Source organism: Rhodanobacter sp. FW021-MT20 (genome assembly GCF_041107475.1).
GTDB lineage: Bacteria > Pseudomonadota > Gammaproteobacteria > Xanthomonadales > Rhodanobacteraceae > Rhodanobacter_A > Rhodanobacter_A glycinis.
The window spans coordinates 131298-149587 of sequence record NZ_JBGBPX010000006.1 but is presented as its reverse complement, the minus strand read 5'-3'; the positions used below and the strand labels follow the sequence as shown (position 1 = coordinate 149587).

At 61.0% G+C, this 18290-nt stretch carries 18 protein-coding genes; 7 read left to right on the top strand and 11 right to left on the bottom strand.

Annotated features, from left to right (window positions below; genetic code table 11):
• Window positions 1-155: 155 nt before the first annotated feature.
• From AB7849_RS09150 to AB7849_RS09125, 6 genes are all read left to right on the top strand, one after another.
• A complete protein-coding gene (locus AB7849_RS09150) occupies window positions 156-911 on the top strand; it encodes a hypothetical protein (RefSeq protein WP_008215533.1) in 756 nt (251 codons plus the stop codon).
• 53 nt (window positions 912-964) lie between these two features.
• Window positions 965-1249: a hypothetical protein gene (locus tag AB7849_RS09145; RefSeq protein ID WP_008215530.1), complete on the top strand. Its 285-nt coding sequence runs from the start codon at window positions 965-967 to the stop codon at window positions 1247-1249.
• Between the two features lie 161 nt (window positions 1250-1410).
• Window positions 1411-2073, top strand: coding sequence for a HEPN domain-containing protein (locus tag AB7849_RS09140; RefSeq protein ID WP_008215528.1), 663 nt, complete (start codon window positions 1411-1413; stop codon window positions 2071-2073).
• 63 nt (window positions 2074-2136) lie between these two features.
• On the top strand, window positions 2137-2328 hold the full coding sequence (locus AB7849_RS09135; RefSeq protein WP_008215526.1) for a hypothetical protein: 192 nt from the start codon (window positions 2137-2139) through the stop codon (window positions 2326-2328).
• 57 nt (window positions 2329-2385) lie between these two features.
• Entirely contained in the window at window positions 2386-2889 is a 504-nt protein-coding gene (locus AB7849_RS09130) for a hypothetical protein (RefSeq protein WP_008215524.1), read from the top strand.
• On the top strand, window positions 2886-3188 hold the full coding sequence (locus AB7849_RS09125) for a hypothetical protein (protein ID WP_008215522.1): 303 nt from the start codon (window positions 2886-2888) through the stop codon (window positions 3186-3188). The genes AB7849_RS09130 and AB7849_RS09125 overlap by 4 nt, the downstream gene beginning before the upstream one ends.
• A gap of 21 nt (window positions 3189-3209) precedes the next feature.
• On the opposite strand, the gene AB7849_RS09120 is transcribed toward AB7849_RS09125, so the two are convergent.
• The 5 genes from AB7849_RS09120 to AB7849_RS09100 all read right to left on the bottom strand — a co-directional run bounded on the left by AB7849_RS09120 (window position 3210) and on the right by AB7849_RS09100 (window position 9981).
• Window positions 3210-4802 carry a dynamin family protein gene (locus tag AB7849_RS09120; protein ID WP_369500932.1) on the bottom strand — a complete coding sequence of 531 codons (1593 nt, stop codon included), beginning with the start codon at window positions 4800-4802 and terminating at the stop codon, window positions 3210-3212.
• Window positions 4799-7051 (bottom strand): dynamin family protein, encoded by a 2253-nt coding sequence (locus tag AB7849_RS09115; RefSeq protein WP_008215519.1) that lies wholly within the window; start codon window positions 7049-7051, stop codon window positions 4799-4801. Before AB7849_RS09115 ends, AB7849_RS09120 begins: the two co-directional genes overlap by 4 nt.
• On the bottom strand, window positions 7048-8808 hold the full coding sequence (locus tag AB7849_RS09110) for a dynamin family protein (RefSeq protein ID WP_008215517.1): 1761 nt from the start codon (window positions 8806-8808) through the stop codon (window positions 7048-7050). Before AB7849_RS09110 ends, AB7849_RS09115 begins: the two co-directional genes overlap by 4 nt.
• 75 nt (window positions 8809-8883) lie before the next feature.
• A complete protein-coding gene (locus AB7849_RS09105; protein WP_037101981.1) occupies window positions 8884-9063 on the bottom strand; it encodes a hypothetical protein in 180 nt (59 codons plus the stop codon).
• A 42-nt stretch (window positions 9064-9105) separates the two neighbouring features.
• A complete protein-coding gene (locus AB7849_RS09100) occupies window positions 9106-9981 on the bottom strand; it encodes a helix-turn-helix transcriptional regulator (protein ID WP_037101985.1) in 876 nt (291 codons plus the stop codon).
• Window positions 9982-10463: 482 nt separating this feature from the next.
• Between AB7849_RS09100 and AB7849_RS09095 the strand changes: the two genes are divergently transcribed.
• Window positions 10464-13835 (top strand): GH92 family glycosyl hydrolase, encoded by a 3372-nt coding sequence (locus AB7849_RS09095; protein WP_008215513.1) that lies wholly within the window; start codon window positions 10464-10466, stop codon window positions 13833-13835.
• Window positions 13836-14065: 230 nt separating this feature from the next.
• On the opposite strand, the gene AB7849_RS09090 is transcribed toward AB7849_RS09095, so the two are convergent.
• The 6 genes from AB7849_RS09090 to AB7849_RS09065 all read right to left on the bottom strand — a co-directional run bounded on the left by AB7849_RS09090 (window position 14066) and on the right by AB7849_RS09065 (window position 18274).
• Window positions 14066-14281 (bottom strand): DUF3820 family protein, encoded by a 216-nt coding sequence (locus tag AB7849_RS09090; RefSeq protein WP_008215511.1) that lies wholly within the window; start codon window positions 14279-14281, stop codon window positions 14066-14068.
• 8 nt (window positions 14282-14289) lie between these two features.
• Window positions 14290-14712, bottom strand: a complete 423-nt coding sequence (locus AB7849_RS09085) for a VOC family protein (RefSeq protein WP_008215510.1) — start codon at window positions 14710-14712, stop codon at window positions 14290-14292.
• A gap of 101 nt (window positions 14713-14813) precedes the next feature.
• A complete protein-coding gene (locus AB7849_RS09080) occupies window positions 14814-15191 on the bottom strand; it encodes a hypothetical protein (RefSeq protein WP_008215508.1) in 378 nt (125 codons plus the stop codon).
• Window positions 15192-15543: 352 nt separating this feature from the next.
• Window positions 15544-15951 (bottom strand): hypothetical protein, encoded by a 408-nt coding sequence (locus AB7849_RS09075; protein ID WP_157618005.1) that lies wholly within the window; start codon window positions 15949-15951, stop codon window positions 15544-15546.
• A gap of 128 nt (window positions 15952-16079) precedes the next feature.
• Complete coding sequence (locus AB7849_RS09070; RefSeq protein WP_157618006.1) at window positions 16080-16508, bottom strand: hypothetical protein; 429 nt, start codon at window positions 16506-16508, stop codon at window positions 16080-16082.
• A 287-nt stretch (window positions 16509-16795) separates the two neighbouring features.
• Complete coding sequence (locus tag AB7849_RS09065) at window positions 16796-18274, bottom strand: AAA family ATPase (RefSeq protein WP_008208680.1); 1479 nt, start codon at window positions 18272-18274, stop codon at window positions 16796-16798.
• Window positions 18275-18290 lie beyond the last annotated feature (16 nt).

The window sequence follows — 18290 nt, the reverse complement described above, 5'->3', positions numbered from 1 at the left end:
GCAGCCGCTGCCCGCCCCAACCGGAGTAACTGCCATGTTCAAAATAATCGGCGCCGCTGTGGTCTACGGCTTTGCCCTCTTCGGCCTGGCCACCTGGCTGAATCGCGACGACGCGTGCGACGACCACGCACGCTGAAACCGCATTGGGTACACCCATGAAAGCATGCGCGACCGGCCTACTGTTCGGCGTGGCGCTGGGCACGCTCGCCGGCTGCCACGGCTCCTCTCAGGCAGTGATGTCCATCTCAAAGATGCCCGCGCAGGCGGCATCCGCAAGACAACCCGCTGCGTCACCGACAGCCGATGCGCCCACCAGACTGGACCGGCTCTTCGTGCACGACGCCATCGGCAGCAATATCGCCTGGTTCGAATCCATCGCCGGGCCGGCCATGCAGATGCTGGACAACGGCGACGGCAGCCAGGCGCGGCTGTACCGGGTGGATGGCTGCCACGTGATGGCGACTGCCACCGGGTCGACCATCTCCGCACTCACCTTGCAGCTCGCCCCGCGCTGCAGCGTTCCGCTGTCAGCCATGTTGCCCAACGCGCCGGCAATGAACCTGGCGACGTTGCGCTTTGCGGCCCTGTTCAAGGCCGGCGCCAGCGACATTGGCCTGGCCTGCGCCGGCTTCGCGGAATGCGGCAACGCCAGCGACCCCAGCGTGCAGGCCAGCCTGGGCGGCAGCCAGGCCGACGGCTTCCTGATGGTCGACTTCAGCGGCAGCATTACCACCGACGCCGACGTCGCCGCGCTGCAGCAGGTGATGGCGATAGAGGCCACGCGTCTGGGCAAGAGCGGCCCCGATCTCGACGCCGCGGCCTACGACCACGATCCGCAGCTGCCCGCCCTGATCCAGGCGCGGCTGGGCAACGTGAAGGTGGACACCATCACCTTCCATGCCAGCCCGTAGCGCGACGCCAAGGTATTTCCGAACCCATCAACGCCCGCCACAAGGTTGACGCCATGCATGCCGTGCTCATCTGGGTCATCGTGAGCCTCGTTCACCCCAGCCCCTACGCCATCGGATATGCCTACCCAACACTCACCGCCTGCCAGCACGCCATGAACGTGTTCGCACTTCCCAACCAGCAGTGGGCGTGCCGCTCGATCGAGGTGCTGCCGAAACTGGCCGCGGCTCCAACATCGAAGTCATCCGCGGCCGTACTGGATCGCGGACGTCGTAACGCCGCGTACGACGAGGCGCGGCTGCAGGCGCTGTTGGCAGGGAGTGCTTTGCAGCCACGATGAACGCGATACCGCCCGAGTCCAGCCAGTCATCGAAGCAGCCGGCCAACGACTGCGCAACCACAATGGCGCAGCCAGTTCTCGGCGCAGTGGCCATGTGTCAGCCACACACAAGCCGAGCCAATCGATACGATGCGGTCATCCCATCGGCCAGTGACGCCCTCATGACACCACCCATTCCGGCCTCCACGGCGACAACGCTCAAGCAGCAGCATCGCAACCTGCGCGACGGCCAACCCGAGGCCCTGCGCGTGCGTATCCACCGCGCCATCAGCTGGCTGGCGCGCGCCGAGCAGGAGCCGGACGACCACGATGCCCGCTACATCTTCCTGTGGATCGCCTTCAATGCCGCCTACGCCAGCGAGTTCGGCTTTGAGCAGAAGGAACGCGACCAGGTGCGCCACTTCATCGAGCAACTGCTCAAGCTCGACGCCGAACAGCAACTGCATCGCGCCCTGTTCGGCCAGTTCAGCGGCCCCATCCGAACCCTGGTCGACAACCATTTCGTGTTCGAACCGTTCTGGCGCGCCATGCGCGAGCACGACGCCAGCAACGCCTGGGAAACCAGCTTCGCCGCCGCCAAGAAGCGCGCGCTGGACGCCGTGATGCGCAAGGACATCGCCACCCTGCTCTCCATCGTGCTGGACCGCCTCTACGTGCTGCGCAACCAGCTGATTCACGGCGGCGCCACCTGGAATGGCAGCACCAATCGGGCACAGGTGAAGGACGGCGCGGCGATTCTTGGGGTACTGGTGCCGGTCATCGTCGGGCTAGTGATGCGGTGCGAGAGTGAGGATTTCGGGGATGTGGCGTTTCCGGTGGTTTGATCCATGCAAGCACCGGCGCCACCACCACGCGTGGCCCTGTTTTTACTGACCTGGAGGTTCCGCATGGTTTTCAAAGCGCCACCCATGACCTGCTACTGCGAAAAATGCGGATGGAAGCAGACCATCATCCCCACAAGCGACGTGCTGATGTTCTTGCCCAGTTGCCCCAAATGCGAACATGCGCCGCTGGCGCATCGGACGGCGACGGCGAGCGAGGTGATGGCGGCGAAGCTCAAGGGGCTGTTGGGGCGTTGAGGCGTGCCATATCAATGATAAAGTGGATGCCAACTAATCATTGAATCGGAGGGTGCCATGCCCGATCTGGTCAAGCTCGCTACCGCCCGTGTACTGGTACACGCCGGGGCCATCAAGGGCGCGGAAGTCATCGGTCTGGCCGGCGGCTGGACGCTGCAACTGCAAACCCAAGCGCAACCCAAGCTGCTGGCCACCAAGGAGGGCGAACCGCGCCGTTTCACCAGTTTCGAGGGCGCCCTGAAGGTCCTGCGTGACCTCGGCGTGCGCACCGACGATTTACGCGTGGACGCAGCGCATTGGGGGGCCGTCGGCGAACAGCCTGTCCGTCGGCGGCCCGACCGATCAACCGCCATGAAACTCAAGGACGAAGATGCCCGCTACGTGGCTTTCCTGCGCGCCTCCGTGGAAGAGGCACGCGCCGACCCGCGACCCTCGCTGTCGTCCGGGCAAGCAGCAGACGCCATGGCCGAGCAGCGCGAACTGCGTCGCGAGCGATTGAGCGCCAAACTCGGCGTCGAGATCGCCGTGCCTGATTCACACGGCCACGGCACGGCCAAGTGAGCGTCACCTGGCGTCCCGCCGCGATCGCCGATCGCATGGACATGCTCGATGCCGCCGAATCACTCGCCTACGAAAAGCGCGATCCGCAAATCTTCGTCGCCGCCCTCGCCCAGGACCTATGCATCGAGGACGAGGGCAGCCGGCTGGACGGCGTAGCCACCTGGCAGAACCTGCCCGGCTTGCTAGGGACGCATGTCTACGCTGGGCGCGGCGGATACTGGGTGCTGTTGTACAGACGCACTGCGCAAGGTGTGGAGATCGAGCGGGTGCGGCCTTCCAGAACAAATTGGAAACCGTGAACAGGCAGGCATGACAGGTATCTAAGAAAGCGGCTCGGCGCTCGCGCTCGTCTGGAGGCCCGTGACCGACATGATGCATTCAATGAACTTCTCCCTGAGTTCACGAGATTGTCGGCAAAGCTCAGGGGCAGGCGGGGCAGAAAGACTATTCTTCAATCTGGCGAGTGTCGGCTTCATCTTTTCACGTAGATCGGAGCCACCTACTTCATAGCATTCCAATGCAAGGTTGAGGAGCGCCTTGCCTTGCATTGATATTCGTCTTGTATCCCTCAATAGAGACGCGTCGTACATATCGAAAACTTCGTTGATGCGTTCGACCAAAGCCGTACCGGCATCACCCGGAACATTGTTCTTCCGAAGAAAAGCGTACAGTGACTCGTCGTGACACTTGATCTCTCGCTGTTCAATGGCGCTGTAAGCGCTAACCCCTGCCACGTCGATACCTTGCCCTGCGAGATCATCCGCAATACGTTCGATAAGATCGACAAGATCGTCTTCGGACTTCGTTTCACATTTGTTGAGCACCACGTACAACGGTTTCTTGTGCCCAACCTCTTTGAGAAATTCGAGATCCGACGCCGTAAGGACACCACCCGCATCAACACCGATCATCCAGATCAGCCCATCCGCTTGACGAGCAAGGCTGGATGCCTGCTGTCGATCCCTCACTCCGCCATCAGCAACACCGTGCCCTGCGTTGTAACCTGGCGTATCAATGAGGCATACATGCTCGAAGAACTCTGCGTTCAAACGAGCACCGATAAAGACAAAGGGCATAAGGTCGCTGAGATTGAAGCCCATCGATTGAACGAAGGCGTGCGACAGCTTGCTGTAGAGCTCAGGCTCCAACTCAAACTGCCCTCCATTGATCGAGCAAGCCTGTATGGAAGGAGCATCGGAAGCCACCACATAGCTGGGTATGGCCGTCACCGGCCGCACACCTTCCGCCAATCGAATCTTGGGATCGTCGATAAAGCTGTTGATGAAGCTCGACTTTCCCGCACTGAATCCACCGGCCAGACAAATCATTCGATGGCGATGTATGTCCGGGAATCTTGCAATCATCTCCAACTCCCTGCCCACGGACTGAAGCAACATGAGCGCCTTCGCCTCTTCTGCCAAAGAGGATTCCGCATCAGCAAAGCGAGGGTAATCATCCGAAAGCAGCCGATTGAACTCGACCGCCGACGCATGCGGCTCAGGCTTGGCGTCGTGAAGCTTCGCCACCAGTTGATACATGGTCGAAGTGGATTCATGTTTTGCAGCAAGCTCTTCAAGCTCGCCTTCCACTCGCTCATGAGCTGCGCTTGCAGCATCACGCTCCGCACTCAGCGTTGCCACATCATTTCGCAACCGGCCTACGCTATGCAGCGATTGGTGAAGCGAAACTTGGAGTGCCTCTTGCTCCTTCAACACTTCCGCATGCTTCGCAACATACTCACGAAGTTTGTCTTTCGCACACTCACGGGATGTATTCGCAGCATCACGCTCGGCAGCGACGGCCAGCACCCCGGATCGCACCTCGTCACACAAACTACGGCGCCTCCAGACAAAGAAGCGCCCCAGACGATCAATCAACGCCAACAAAGGCTCACTTGCAAACGGCGGAGTCATATAGCACCAAGCTCCTTGGCCATACGTGCATACAACTCGCGGCTCATCGCGATATTGTTGATGTCAGCGATAAGTTGCTCCAGGCGGCTTCTTAGCCTATCGAACATGACATGGGCAACCTTTCCGGGAATGACCCTTTTGAGCGTTTGACAATACTCATCCATCTCCTCGCCAGCAATTTCGCGCAGATCATCGATGTGATGCTCCACAGCTTTAAGGAACTCCTTTGCCGCGTACCCAGTGAGCTTTTTCTCGCTCGGCCATTCCCTCTTCACATTAACGGCAGCGGGAAAAGGCACATCCAGCGCACTCACCACACCCATGACGGCACTATCAATCCAAGACAGAATAGTATCGTCCCCGTATTCTTGATCAGACGACTCTGCGTCCATTTCGTAAATTTTCTCAAGATAATCGTGCGCCGAAGATGTAAGTCGCCGCTCAAGCTCTGTACGGGCACCACCTACATTTTCTTCCGCCGTTCTATCAATACGCTTGTTAAGCTCGCGAACGAAATGTGATATTGCATTAATGGCAGGTTGCCGGTACACAACAACCACATCCCTCGCCTCCTTGCCACCATCCCAAAGCTTTCTCGCAAACCAGTTCCCAAGTCCAGGTTTCTCGTATTCTTCAGACTCAACATCCTTCGCCGATGACGACTTCTCTACGGACTCCTCGAACACGGAGTCCAGCGCGCTCTTCAGCCCTGCCCCCATCGCGCGAAGAAATTTGCGTCTCCATTCCGCGAAAGCTTCATCTATTTGGCTACCGCCCCGGCTGGCAATGTTCTGCAACTTGAGTCGCTGACGCTCAAGCGCTTTGGCATCAGCCCCCTGCAACTCATGAATACGCGTATTGACTTGATCGGCCAAGGCTTTCTTGAATTCGTTCAGCGAATTCGACTTGGCCGAAACCCAAGCATCGAGTCGGCCTGCGAGAACTTCACTCTTGCGATGACGGACGTCATCGATCATTGCCTTGAGGCGCGCAATGTTCGAGAGCATCTGCAAGCTATCGCGGCTGCGCTGCGGATTGCCCTCGTCAAAGAACTCCGGGAATGCATTGCTCAGATTCTTCCAGAGGGCCTGATCGGTGGCGTCCCACGCATTTTTTTCATCGAGCCTGTGAGCAAGTCCAGCGCAAGCACTCGATGTCCAAGTCAGTGCCGACTCCCCACCGTTGATGAGGTCATCGAAAGCATCAGCGAACTCTGGATTCGATGCCACCAAACGCGACAAGGTGTCTTTCATGTGGTCGCGTAGTTGTTCCGTAAGCCCTACGAGGGTAGCCTCCGGCGTGGCTTTCTTCGCACTGGCATACAGTTGGTTGTCAATCTGACTAGCCACGACCGCGAGGTGGCGCACCCCTTCCCGACGCGAGATGAGGCTCATCGCCTCGATGTCCTGCTGATTCAAGAACTGCCCCGCGGGGCTGACGATGAAGATGACATCGCAATCCTTGAGCAGTTGGCGTGTGCGCTCCTCACGCGACCTAACTGGGTCATCCATCCCCGGCGTATCTACAATGCGAATATCGCGGAGCCATTCGATAGGCAGGTAGATGTCTACCGACTTCGTGAACGGCATATAGGGGCCATCAGGGCCAACGAAATCCATGAGGCGTGATGCCAGTTCTTCGGGCGAAGTGCCCGTGATTGATTCAGGCCGGGTACCTGATCTCGCAGAATCGATGCGCCGCTGTTGATCCCAAGATGCTGCCAATGATGGCGATTCCTCCGTGGCGGAGCGAAGCGCTTGGCGTTCGGCCAGCTTGCTAAGCTCCTCCATGTCGGGAGTTTCACTGCGCTGCTTTTTTCCCGCCAACAGCTTGTTGAGGTTCTCCTTTTCGATACCGGCGAGACGCCGTTTGAACTGTTCAGCATCTGCCCTAATTTTCCCAAGATCATCGGCGGTGAAATACTGCACCTCGGCACGGATGGTTTCGCCAAAGCTCAGGGTAGTCAGCGCAGCAGTCATTGGCGTTGCCGCCTTGGGCAACACAGGTCGACCATCGAAGAGCAACGCATTCAGAAGCGACGACTTGCCTGCCTTGACGCGCCCGACGATACCGATGGTGAGTAGACGCCCCTCCTCACGCATGTTCTCAACTGTCGCGCCAAGCCGCTCCGCATCATCGATGCCGAAGCGAGAGGACAGTGCGCTGAAATCCTGACCAATTGCATCTTGGTAGTTGTCAGCCCAAGCATGCAGACGCCGGCTGGCCTCGATAAGCTCATTCGGATTCATGCGTTGACCTCTCCGTAAAGCACTTCCTTGGCAATGCGCTTGATCGCTTCGCGTGCAGCGGTCAGTGCCGCCAGCTTCTGCTCGACGTCGCCAGAGGCATCCTTGGACGACGCAAGGCTTTCATCGACCGACTTCTGCTGCGCATCAATCTCCGCCTCAAAACGCAGGGTTACCTCCTGCACGAGAGCATTCACCTGCTCCTCGACAATACCGGGCAGCTTGGTACGCAGATCGCGAATGTATGTAGGGATGACCTGATTTGATATTTTCTGGCGAATTTCCTCGCGTACACGCGATTCGTTGAACCACCCAATGATCGTCGGGAGGAAAATGATAAGGAGTTCGATAGCTGGATTGACGAGGCTTGTTGTCACCGCGAGTACAGTAGCCAACCCTTGGTACGTAGCCCTTGAGACTGTCTTGGCCTTGTCGCCGTTGTCCTTAGGGTCCTTCTGCATCCGCTCGATCTCGGCTGCATTGTGATTGGCAACAGCCGTAGTCCACGACGACAACGTGTTGCTCACCGAAGACAGGCTGCGCTCTACCGTCGAAGCCAACTCTTGCCCGAGGCCACCTCCCGTGCCGATGTCAGAACCATCGACCGGCTTCAGGACATCGGCAATAGCGGCAGCCACCGCCTTGCCTGCATCACGGAGTTCAGTTTGCATGACACGCTCGACCACGCTGCGCGTGATGTCGCCCATGACCCCGCCAAATGCGTCCCTGTTGCCAGACGTGGCGGCCTGCACAAGCTCCCCTTGCGCATAATCGAGCTCACGCGTCAGCTCTTTCATGCACTGGTCGATGGCGCGACTAACCCTCGCCTCTTTGATGTCACTGATAACCCCGTCGCGCTTGTTCTTGATGGAATCAAGGCTCCACTCAAGCTCCTCTTGCCTCCGCTTGCTCTGGCTATTGCTGCGATGAAATGCCGCCTCGGCAGAATTGATTCTGGCCAGCGCATTCATGGTTTCGTCCTTGAGAATCGGCGTAAACGCGTCGCGCATGATCCGGTCAGGATCAAGCGACTCTACGATTCGTCGCATCCTCTCGCCGCCATCGTCACCCAATTGGTGCGGTTCGGCCTGTATGTCGAATGCGGTATGAATCTGATCTTTGATCACACCAACGACCGCATCCACATCACTAGCAGTACGCAGGTTCGTCTTCGACACCACAAACGAGAATGAGCGCCCCAGATCATGGATCGCCGACAAGTGTCGGGTCATCGAGCCCGTGAGATTGCCATCTTCAATGCTGGTGACGACAATGAAGTGCGCGCCGCGCGGCAAGTAATAGGCCGCCGCCTTGTCATGATTCGCAAACGAGGAACCAAATCCGGGCATATCGACCAGCACAATCTCTGGACGCTGCTTGAGGAACACGTTCGCCACGAAGGCTTGAAGGTGTGTGAACTCTGACGCTTTCGCCTTGAGCTTGTTGATGGCGCCCAAATCCATTCGTTCGCTGGTGCCATCAAACCGCCACGCCAAGAGATGTTCGTCCTCGCCATAGCGTAACTCCGTAGCCAACTCCGTTTCTGGAGTGATCCCCACAGGCAATAATTCACGATTCAACATGGCGTTGAGTAGCGAGCTCTTGCCAGCACTGAACCCCCCGATGACTGGTACGATGACCTCGCTAGCTCCCAAATTTTGTCGAATGCCCGGGAAGCCACCGCTATCGATATTCGCTCCGGCCAAATGAGTCACAACGTCATCGATGTAGCGCGTGTAGGTTTGCTGCGATTGAAGCATGGGACGCTCCGCTTATCCTTGATTGTTGGGTCAGTGCAACCTGCGTAACAGACTACCTGCCACGTGTGGCAAGCATCACTTCTTGACGATCTTCTCCGGGCCCCAGTCGTAATTTCGATAGAGCGGATACATGTTCTTGGCCTTGGTCTCGGCCAGCCAGATGGCCTCGCGCTCGTTTTCACACTCCACCGTGACCGATGGGCGGATCACGTTGTTTCCCTTGCGGGCGATGAATGAGACCGTAAATTTGCTCATGCCGTGCCTCTTGTTTTCGTCGATAGCGATACGTGTGGCGCATCAGGCCAGGAAAGCCCGCAAGTCCCGCTCCAACGCCTCCCTCAGCCACCCCGGCTCCAAGATCCGCACATGTGGAATCCAGTACCGCACCAGCGGCAGTATCTGGTTCTGGTCGCTGATGCGGCTGCTGACGATCAGGCCGCCGTTCTCCAGCTCCTTGTCGATCTGCTGCAGCGGCAGCAGCTTGCGGCGCTTGAAGTAATAGGCGACCTGCGGTGCCACGCTGAGCAGCACCTCGGTTTTTTCCTGGCTGAACCAGACGTCGTCGTCTTCATCGATCTGGCGCTGGGCGGTGGGGTCGGGCTCGAAGGCTTCGTCGCTTACTACCAGCAGGCTGATGCGGCTCAGCGCGAAGGACTTCAACGTGCCGGCGTCGGTAGCGGCGAGGTACCAGATGCCCTTGCTGTTGATGAGTCGATACGGCGCCAGGGTGCGGCGCTTGTCGGCATAGTTGAGCGTGCACAGTCGCTGGTCGCGGATCGCCTCGTCCAACTGCAGGAACGCCGGGTCGTGCGGTTTCAGCGCCTCGTAATGATGGCCACGTACCAGGAAGCTGCTGTTGCCCAGGGTGTCGAGCAGGGCCAGCAGGAAGCTGGCGCTGTTGCGGGGGAACAGATCCTCCACGCCGACGAGGCGGGCGAAGTTTTCCAGGTCACGCGGGCTCAGCCGGCCGCGGTATTCGGCCACCATCCGGTAGCGGCCTTTGGCGTCGCACTCCACCACGTTGCCCAAGCGGCCCATATCGCGGTAGATGGTGCGGCTGCTGACGCCGTATTCGGCAGCAAGCTCGTCGCGATCCAGCGCGTCGCCCCGGTTGAGCTTGAGCAAGGTGCCAGCCAGTCGTTCGGCCAGTTTGTCGTGGGCGTTGTCGGTCACGGCGATCTCGCTGCTTGTGCGTGATCGCCAGCTTGTCGCCATGCCTTGACAGGGTGTGGCACTACGCCACACCGCCCATGCTGCGGATACCACGACGCACACGGCATCTTCGGTCCGCGCGTCGCGCCGACCTTGCCCCTGTATTGCCAGCCCATCCATGTCCCCTGTTTTACGACTGTCCAATGATTAGTTGGCAGAGCATGCGCGCGGTGCCCGGAAGCTGACAAGCAATTTTTCAGACGCTCTCGACCCGGGGTGACTGCGAGCGTTCACGTATGCGAAAAGTCGTCAAAGCTGGCGAGGCATCCCGGATCAATCGGTTTGGGCCAGGCCCAACAGCACGGTGTTCGACGGGTCATTGCAGCCTCGTCGCCAACCCGATCCGGAATGCTGCGCTGCGGTTTGACAGGGTCAATTTAGATCGATTCAAATCGACTCTCTAGCCGGATTCCGGCGCGCAGCACATCAACGGGGATTGCAGCATGCGCAACGCAGGTCGATGGATACCGCTGCTGCTCGGCGTCTGGTCGGGCATCGGCATGGCGAGTGCGCCGCAGGCCACCTTCATGCGCTCGTTCGAGGCGGGTGAGCCGGCGCCACAGGCGTCCGCTGCCGGCGCAAGCTTCGTGATCGACACCGCCGGCGGGCCGCCTTCCGGCGCTGCGCTGACGGCCAAGGCCGGTGTCGGCTTCAGCGGCCTGCATTCGTTGCATTACCACGGTGATGCCGGCGGCCGGCAGCAAGCGGACATGTTCAAGGTGGATCTGCCGGTGCAGGCGGACACGCAACTGTCCTACCTGATCTTCCCGCAGCGCGTGGAAGGCGACCTGCGCAATCCGGCGACCTATGTCGCGGTGGATCTGGTGTTCGACGATGGCAGCCGGCTGTCCACGCGCGGCGCGGTCGACCAGCATCGCATCGGCGCGTCGGCACATGCGCAAGGCGCGGGTCGCACGCTGTATCCGGACCAGTGGAATTACGTCTCGATCGATCTCGGCCACGTGGCCAAGGGGCGCCACATCCGCCAGATCGTGCTCGACCACGACGGCCCGGCCGCCACCTTCGACGGCTACATCGACGATATCCGCATCGGCGCCGCGCCGCCCGATACGCGCCACAATCCGGCGGACTTCGTCGACACGCGCCGCGGCAGCAACGCCAGCGGTCATTACTCGCGCGGCAATACCTTTCCCGCGGTGGCGCTGCCGCACGGTTTCAATTTCTGGACGCCGGTGACCGACGCAAGCGGCAACTGGCTGTACCAGTACCAGGCGCACAACGGTCCGGACAACCGGCCGCGGCTGCAGGCGTTCGCGCTGTCGCACGAGCCGAGTCCGTGGATGGGCGATCGCCAGACGCTGCAACTGATGCCGGAGGCGAATGCCGACGGCAAGCCGGTGCTCGACCGCGTGGCACGCTCGCTGAGCTTCACTCATGCGCACGAAATCGCCCGTGCCGATGAATATCGCGTCGCGTTCGACAACGGCATGGTCACCGAGATCACGCCGACCGATCACGCGGCGATGTTCCGCTTCACCTTCGTCGGGCCGCGCTCGCAACTGGTGTTCGACAACATCACCGACAGGAACGGCAACGACCACACCGGCATCAGCATCGACCCGGCCACGCGCAGCGTCAGCGGCTGGTCCGACGTGAAGAGCGGGCTGTCCGCCGGCGCCACGCGGCTGTTCTTCTACGGCACCTTCGACCAACCGCTGCAAGACAGCGGCCGACTCACCAGTGAAGGCCCCGACCACGTGGCCGCGTGGGTCGGCTTCGACACGCGCACGCACAAGACGGTGAACCTGCGCATCGCCACCTCGTTGATCAGCGTGGATCAGGCCAAGCACAACCTGGCGCTGGAGATCGCGCCGGGCGATAACTTCGCCAGCGTGCAGCAGCGCGCCTACAAGGCGTGGAACACGTTGCTCGGCATCATCCACGTCAAGGGTGCCAGCCGCGGCGAGCTGACCACGCTGTACTCCAACCTGTATCGCCTGTTCCTGTATCCGAACGAGGCCTACGAAAACACCGGCAGCGCCGCGCAGCCGCACTATCGCTACGCCAGCCCGTTCTCGCCGCCGGTGGGTGCCAACACCGACACACATACCGGCGCACGCATCGTCGACGGCAAGCCCTACGTCAACAACGGCTTCTGGGACACCTACCGCACCGCATGGCCGGCCTACGTGCTGTTCACGCCGACCCAGGCCGGCAAGATGATCGACGGCTTCGTGCAGGAATACCGCGATGGCGGCTGGATCGCGCGCTGGTCCTCGCCCGGCTATGCCGATCTGATGGTCGGCACCAGCGCCGACGTCGCGTTCGCCGATGCGTGGCTGAAGGGCGTGCACAACTTCGACGTGCGCTCGTTCTACCAGGCCGCGCTGAAGGATGCCTCGGTGGTCAGCCCGTTCAAGGGCACCGGCCGCAAGGGGCTGCAACGCTCGATCTTCAATGGCTACACCGACACCGGCGTGGACGAAGGGTTGTCGTGGTCGATGGACGGCTATATCAACGACTTCGGCATCGGCAACCTGGCCGCCGCGTTGGCCGCCACGCCGGATGCGCACGATCCCTACCAGGCCAGCTACGCCGACGACGCACGCTACTACCGCAACCGCGCGCTCGACTACGTCAACCTGTTCGAGCCGTCAGTCGGCTTCTTCGTCGGCCGCGATGCCGCCGGTCACTGGCGTTACAACAAGGCCGATTTCGACCCGCTGCGCTGGGGCGGTGATTACACCGAGACCGATGGCTGGAACATGGCCTTCCACGCGCCGCAGGATGGTGCCGGGCTGGCCGCGCTGTACGGCGGTCGCGCCGCGCTGGGGGCAAAGCTGGACCAGTTCTTCGCCACGCCGGGCGTGTTCCATGTCGGCAGCTACGGCGGCACGATCCACGAGATGCTGGAAGCGCGCGACGTGCGCATGGGCCAGTACGGCCACAGCAACCAGCCGTCGCATCACATCATCTACATGTACGACTACGCTGGCGAGCCGTGGAAGGCCCAGGACAAGGTTCGCGATGTGCTGTCGAGGCTGTACGTCGGCAGCCATATCGGCCAGGGCTATCTCGGCGACGAGGACAACGGCGAGATGTCCGCCTGGTACATCTTCAGCGCCGCCGGCTTCTATCCCCTGCGCATGGGCACGCCCGCGTACGTGATCGGCGCGCCCTATTTCCCGCACATGGACATCCGGCTGGAAAACGGCAAGCACATCGTGATCAATGCGCCCGCGGTCAGCGACACTAACCGCTACGTGCAAAGCCTGCGCGTCAACGGCCAGCCGTGGAACAAGCTGACCTTGCCGCATGCCTTGCTGGCGGGCGGCGCCACGCTGGATTTCGTGATGGGCCCGAAGCCGTCGCGCTGGGGCAGTGATGTGGCCGCGTTGCCGCCGTCGCTCACCACGCACGGCAAGCCGCAGCCGTTGCGCGATCTGCTCGGCCACGGCCAGGCCACTGCCAGCAGCACACCCGCGATCGCACAGCTGGCTGCGTTGTTCGACCACGACAGCAGCACCGAGGTCGCGCTGCCGGCAGGGGCCGTCTACGTGAACTGGCATTACCCGCAGCCGCAACAGGTGGAGATGCTCACGCTCACCTCCGGCGCCCATGCCGCAGCCCCGTCGGATTGGCAGCTGCAGGCCTCCAGCGATGGTCAGCACTGGCACACGCTGGATACACGGCACGGCGAACGCTTCGCGTGGCCGCTGCAGACGCGCGCCTTCAGCGTGAAAACGCCGGGTCGCTATGCGTATTACCGCGTGAGCATTGCTCCGTCAGCCAATGGGGTTGCACGCGCGGTAGCGGAAATCCAACTGCTCGGCTACGCCACCGCTTCGCCATAGGGAGTTACGGATAACCGCTTTACTAGCTCGTCATTCCTGCGAAAGCAGGAGGTGCTTTTCAACAGCCGAAGGGCTGGTCACCCAGTGCCTTTGCTACTCAATGCATCAAAGGCACTGGGCCCCAGCTTGACCAGCCCTTCGGCTGTTAAGAGCCGCTGGGGTGATGCAAGTTTTGCGATGTTCCCCATGGAAGTACGCAAAGCACGCCGGATGATCGGTTCGCTGCGCGATTACGATTTTTTCCGCAATGGATCGAGCAGCGACGACAGGCCGTTGTGGTCCAGCTCCAGCATCAATGCCAGCAGTTGGCCCAGCTCGCCGCGCGGAAAGCCCTTGCGCGCGAACCATGCGAGGTAGGCGCCGGGCAAGTCGGCGATCAGGCGGCCCTGGTATTTGCCGTACGGCATGCGCACGTTCACCAGTTTGCGCAAGTCTTCCGCTTCCATGGCCGCCCCTACTTCGCGAACAGTTGCGTGCGATCGGCGAACGCCTTGAACTCCAGCGCGTTGCCGCTGGGGTCGAGCAGGAACATCGTGGCCTGCTCGCCAACCTGCCCCGCAAACCGCACATGCGGCTCGATCACGAAACGCGTGCCCGCTGCCCGCAGGCGTTCGGCCAGCGCCTGCCAGGCGTCCATCTCCAGCACCAGCCCGAAGTGACGCACCGGCACATTGTCGCCATCGACGTCATGCGCGGCAGTGGCGCGTACTTCATCCGGCGCCAGATGCGCCACGATCTGGTGGCCATGGAAATCGAAGTCGACCCAGCTCTCGCTGGAACGGCCCTCGGGACAACCCAGCAGGTCGCCGTAGAACGCGCGCGCCTGCGCCAGCGAGTTGACCGGAAAGGCGAGATGGAATGGCGGAAGGTTGGGCATGGCAGGCAGGCGCAGGGGTGGGAGTGCTGATGATGCCGCATGTGCCGGTTATTGCGGCAGCGTATCGTCCCCGCCTTGAGTCAATCCATTTGTGGTGCGGTTTATCGGGCGAGGCTATGCCGGTCAACGAGCCAGGCGATGCCCCATGCCAATGCCCCGGCGATGGTGGCCAGGAGACAAGCCCAAATGGGAACGAAGATGAAGGCCAGCGCCGACGTGGAAGAACCCGTCGCCGTGCCATGCCAATCCAGCCACCAGGCGAGATGAAAAAGCGTCACGAAGAGCGTCGCGACGACGGCGAAGATCGCGCAACCGATCCTGTACGCCGTCAGGCGCGCATGACGGCCAACCCACAACAGGGCGAAGCCCGCCACCGCAGGTAGTGCATTCCAGATTGCAAACGGGGTGAGCTCGCCCTCGGCGTAAACAACGAAGGCGATGGCGAGCAGGAAGGGCAGCGCGAGAAGGGTGGTCTTCATGGCAAGGCCTCAAGCGAATGGATGCCGGCGTTGGCAGCATAGTGCCTCGACGCGTTCATCCATGCTTTGGCCCGTATATGCAGCCCCCCCGGGCCGGCGCGACCATCGCTGCTGGATCGGACAGCGCATCTACGCAAGGTGAATGTGGTGGTTTATACAAAGGTCCGAGTCCGCGGCATCGACTCCACAAGGCCGGTTACGGAAATGCAGCCTGACACTCGTTGGATCCGCGCAGCACTGACACGCAGCATGCAACGCCTGACAACACCATCGCCGGCAGTCGCCTGAAAGCCCAGGGCAAAAGCGTCATGCGTCTGGGGTTGACGGGAAGTCTCTTACGGAGTGGTTAGGGCTATTTGCTGACATCGAGGTATTTTTTGAACTTCTGTTTGGCAGGCTCAAACTGTTCGCTAAGCCAGATAAGCTCGGAATGCATGCCATCACATACCTTTTGATGATCGTAACCCTCGGGAATCTGTTGAGTGAAATCTCGATACTCATTCGACCAGTACTGCAGCTTTACCCCTCGGCTGTATATCTCGTCGATGTAGGATGGAATCTCACTGCCGAACAAGAAGTCCGCCTCCGATACCGAGGTGCGAAATCTGAGAAGATCGTCGTAACTCGCTTTTGCGTCACGCAGAATAATACTCAAAATTTTGCGCACCTCTTCGTAGACGTGAAGTCTCCGATCATAGCGATCTAGTGTCAGTTTGCGTTGATTTGTTTTCCATTGTTGCCAAGCAATGTAGGTCGCCACGATCGCAATTATCGGCGTAAGAAGGGCTTTTGAAATGTCTAGAATTTCAGCTGCGCACATGGAGAGCCCTAACGCAGGTTAAGCCGCGGCGAACCGCGGAGCGGTTTGGCGTCGGCTTGAACGCCGTGTTAGATGCCAGGCCGAGGAGCCGGGCCAGGAACAGGGCCATTGAAGCCAACGAGTAGATACTTCTTTGCTACTGGATCGTAGTACGCCTGAAAGTAGCACGAACCACCATCGTTAACCCGGACGAAGCGCTTGATGATGACCCGATGCTTGAGCTTTACCCCCGGCGGCACTAGCGGACGGCAGTAAGCATTGACGTACAACACTTTCTTGCCACGAAATGTTTGGCCTTGATATTGGAACGTGTACTTGGACCAGTCGGGCAACGCGGCTCGAACATAAGCCGCGCGTTTCTCCACAACTGGCTTGAGGCGAGATGCTGCTGCACGAACGACCTGTTGACTGGGGTGCCAAATTCCGCCCGGGATGTAGACCCAAGCGGTAAGTGAGACCACCGCTGCTACCGCCACATTTGCGAGAAAGTAGAACATTGGCATCTAACTTAAATTGGATGACGAAGTGCAACCTATTCCTGCAGCATAAACCCGGTCGTTGGAACTCGTCTGTCGGTTGATGACTACACGAATCAACATGTTGGATCGGTGTTGCAGCCTGAACCTGCCGTCTAATCATGCAGCTTTTCGCGCCAGCGTGCCGCGCCGCCGTTTATCCGTGGTGAGGGCGGGACGATCTCGGAGGTTCAGCGAATGATTCGCTGCCCCCTCTGGGCCTCCCCGGATGGCTCACTTCGCGTACAAGCCGGACTTTTCCACCGCCGTCAATCGGCCGCCACGCAGCGCCCCCGAGCCCATTCACGCAGCGCCTCGACCTGCTCGGCCATCAGCACGGACAGCGGGCGGGTGCTGCCCAGGGCGGCCAGCAAGGTGGGTTGGTCGAGCCCGCCTTCGCTGGCTGCGGCGTCGTAGAGCGCGCTGACGACGGCTTGTTCGATCTCCGCGCCGGAGAAGCCTTCACTGGCGGCAGCCAGGGCGGGCAGGTCGAAGTGGGTGGGATCGAGTTTTCGTTGTTTCAGGTGCAGGGCGAAGATTTGCTGGCGCACCTCGGGGCGTGGCAGGTCGACGAAGAAGATTTCGTCGAAGCGGCCCTTGCGCAGCAGTTCGGCGGGCAGTTCGTGCACGGCGTTGGCAGTGGCGACGACGAAGACCTTGCTCTTGCGTTCGGCCATCCAGGTGAGCAGGTAGCCGAGCACGCGGCGCGACACGCCGCCGTCTTCGCCGCCGCCGCTGGCCAGGCCTTTTTCGATCTCGTCGATCCACAGCACGCACGGCGCCAGCAGTTCGGTGCTGGCTAGGGCTTCGTGCAGGTTTTTCTCGGTTTCGCCCTGGTACTTGTCGTACAGCGTGCCGAAATCCAGCCGCACCAGCGGCACGCCGAAGCCGCCGGCGATGGCTTTGGCAGCGAGGCTTTTGCCGCAGCCCTGCACGCCCAGCAGCAACACGCCTTTGGGCGGGTCGAGTACGGGATCGGGTGTGGCAGCCAGGAAGACGGCACGGCGACGCTGCACCCATTCGCGCACGTGGCTGACGCCGGCGATGTCGGCGAAGCTGGCGGTGGCGTATTCGTAATGCAGCAGGCCGGAGCGGTTGAGCAGGTCGAACTTCGACTGCATCAGCACCGGCAGGTCGGCCTGGCCGAGCGCGCCGTCGTTGTAGATCAGCTTGCGCACGATGCGCCGCGCGTCCGGCGCGGTGAGGCCGAGCAGGTTGCGCACGATGGTGCGCGCGGCCTCGTTGTCCACTTCCAGCTTGCGGCCCTGCTCGCGCTGCCAGGCCACCGCTTCGCCGCGCATGATGCCGGCCAGTTCCTTCAGGTCGGGCAGCGACAGTGGCACGCGCAGCGCGAGCGCTTCCAGTTCGTCGGGCAGTTCGATCTTGGCGCCGACCAGCACGAGGGTGTGCGCCGCCGAGCGTTCCCGTTGCACGATCTCGCGCAGCAGGCGCTGGCTCATCGCGTAGCGCAGGAACGGGTGGAAGTCGAACATCAGGTAGATGCCGGCCGCTTCGGCGGCGCGGATCGCATCCAGCGTGGTGGTGGCGTCGGGCGCCACCGATTCGGTTTCGGCGGCGAAGTCGAGCCGGCGCAGGCCGTCGGTCAGCGTCCAGCGCCACAACGGGCGCAGCGACTGCGCGATGACATGGCGGAAGCATTCCACCACCCGCTGCTCGTCCACCGTTTCGATCACCAGCAGCGGCGTGGCCGCGCGCACCAGCGTAGTCAGATCTTCAAGCTCGCCCATGCGGCCTCCCTGTGAA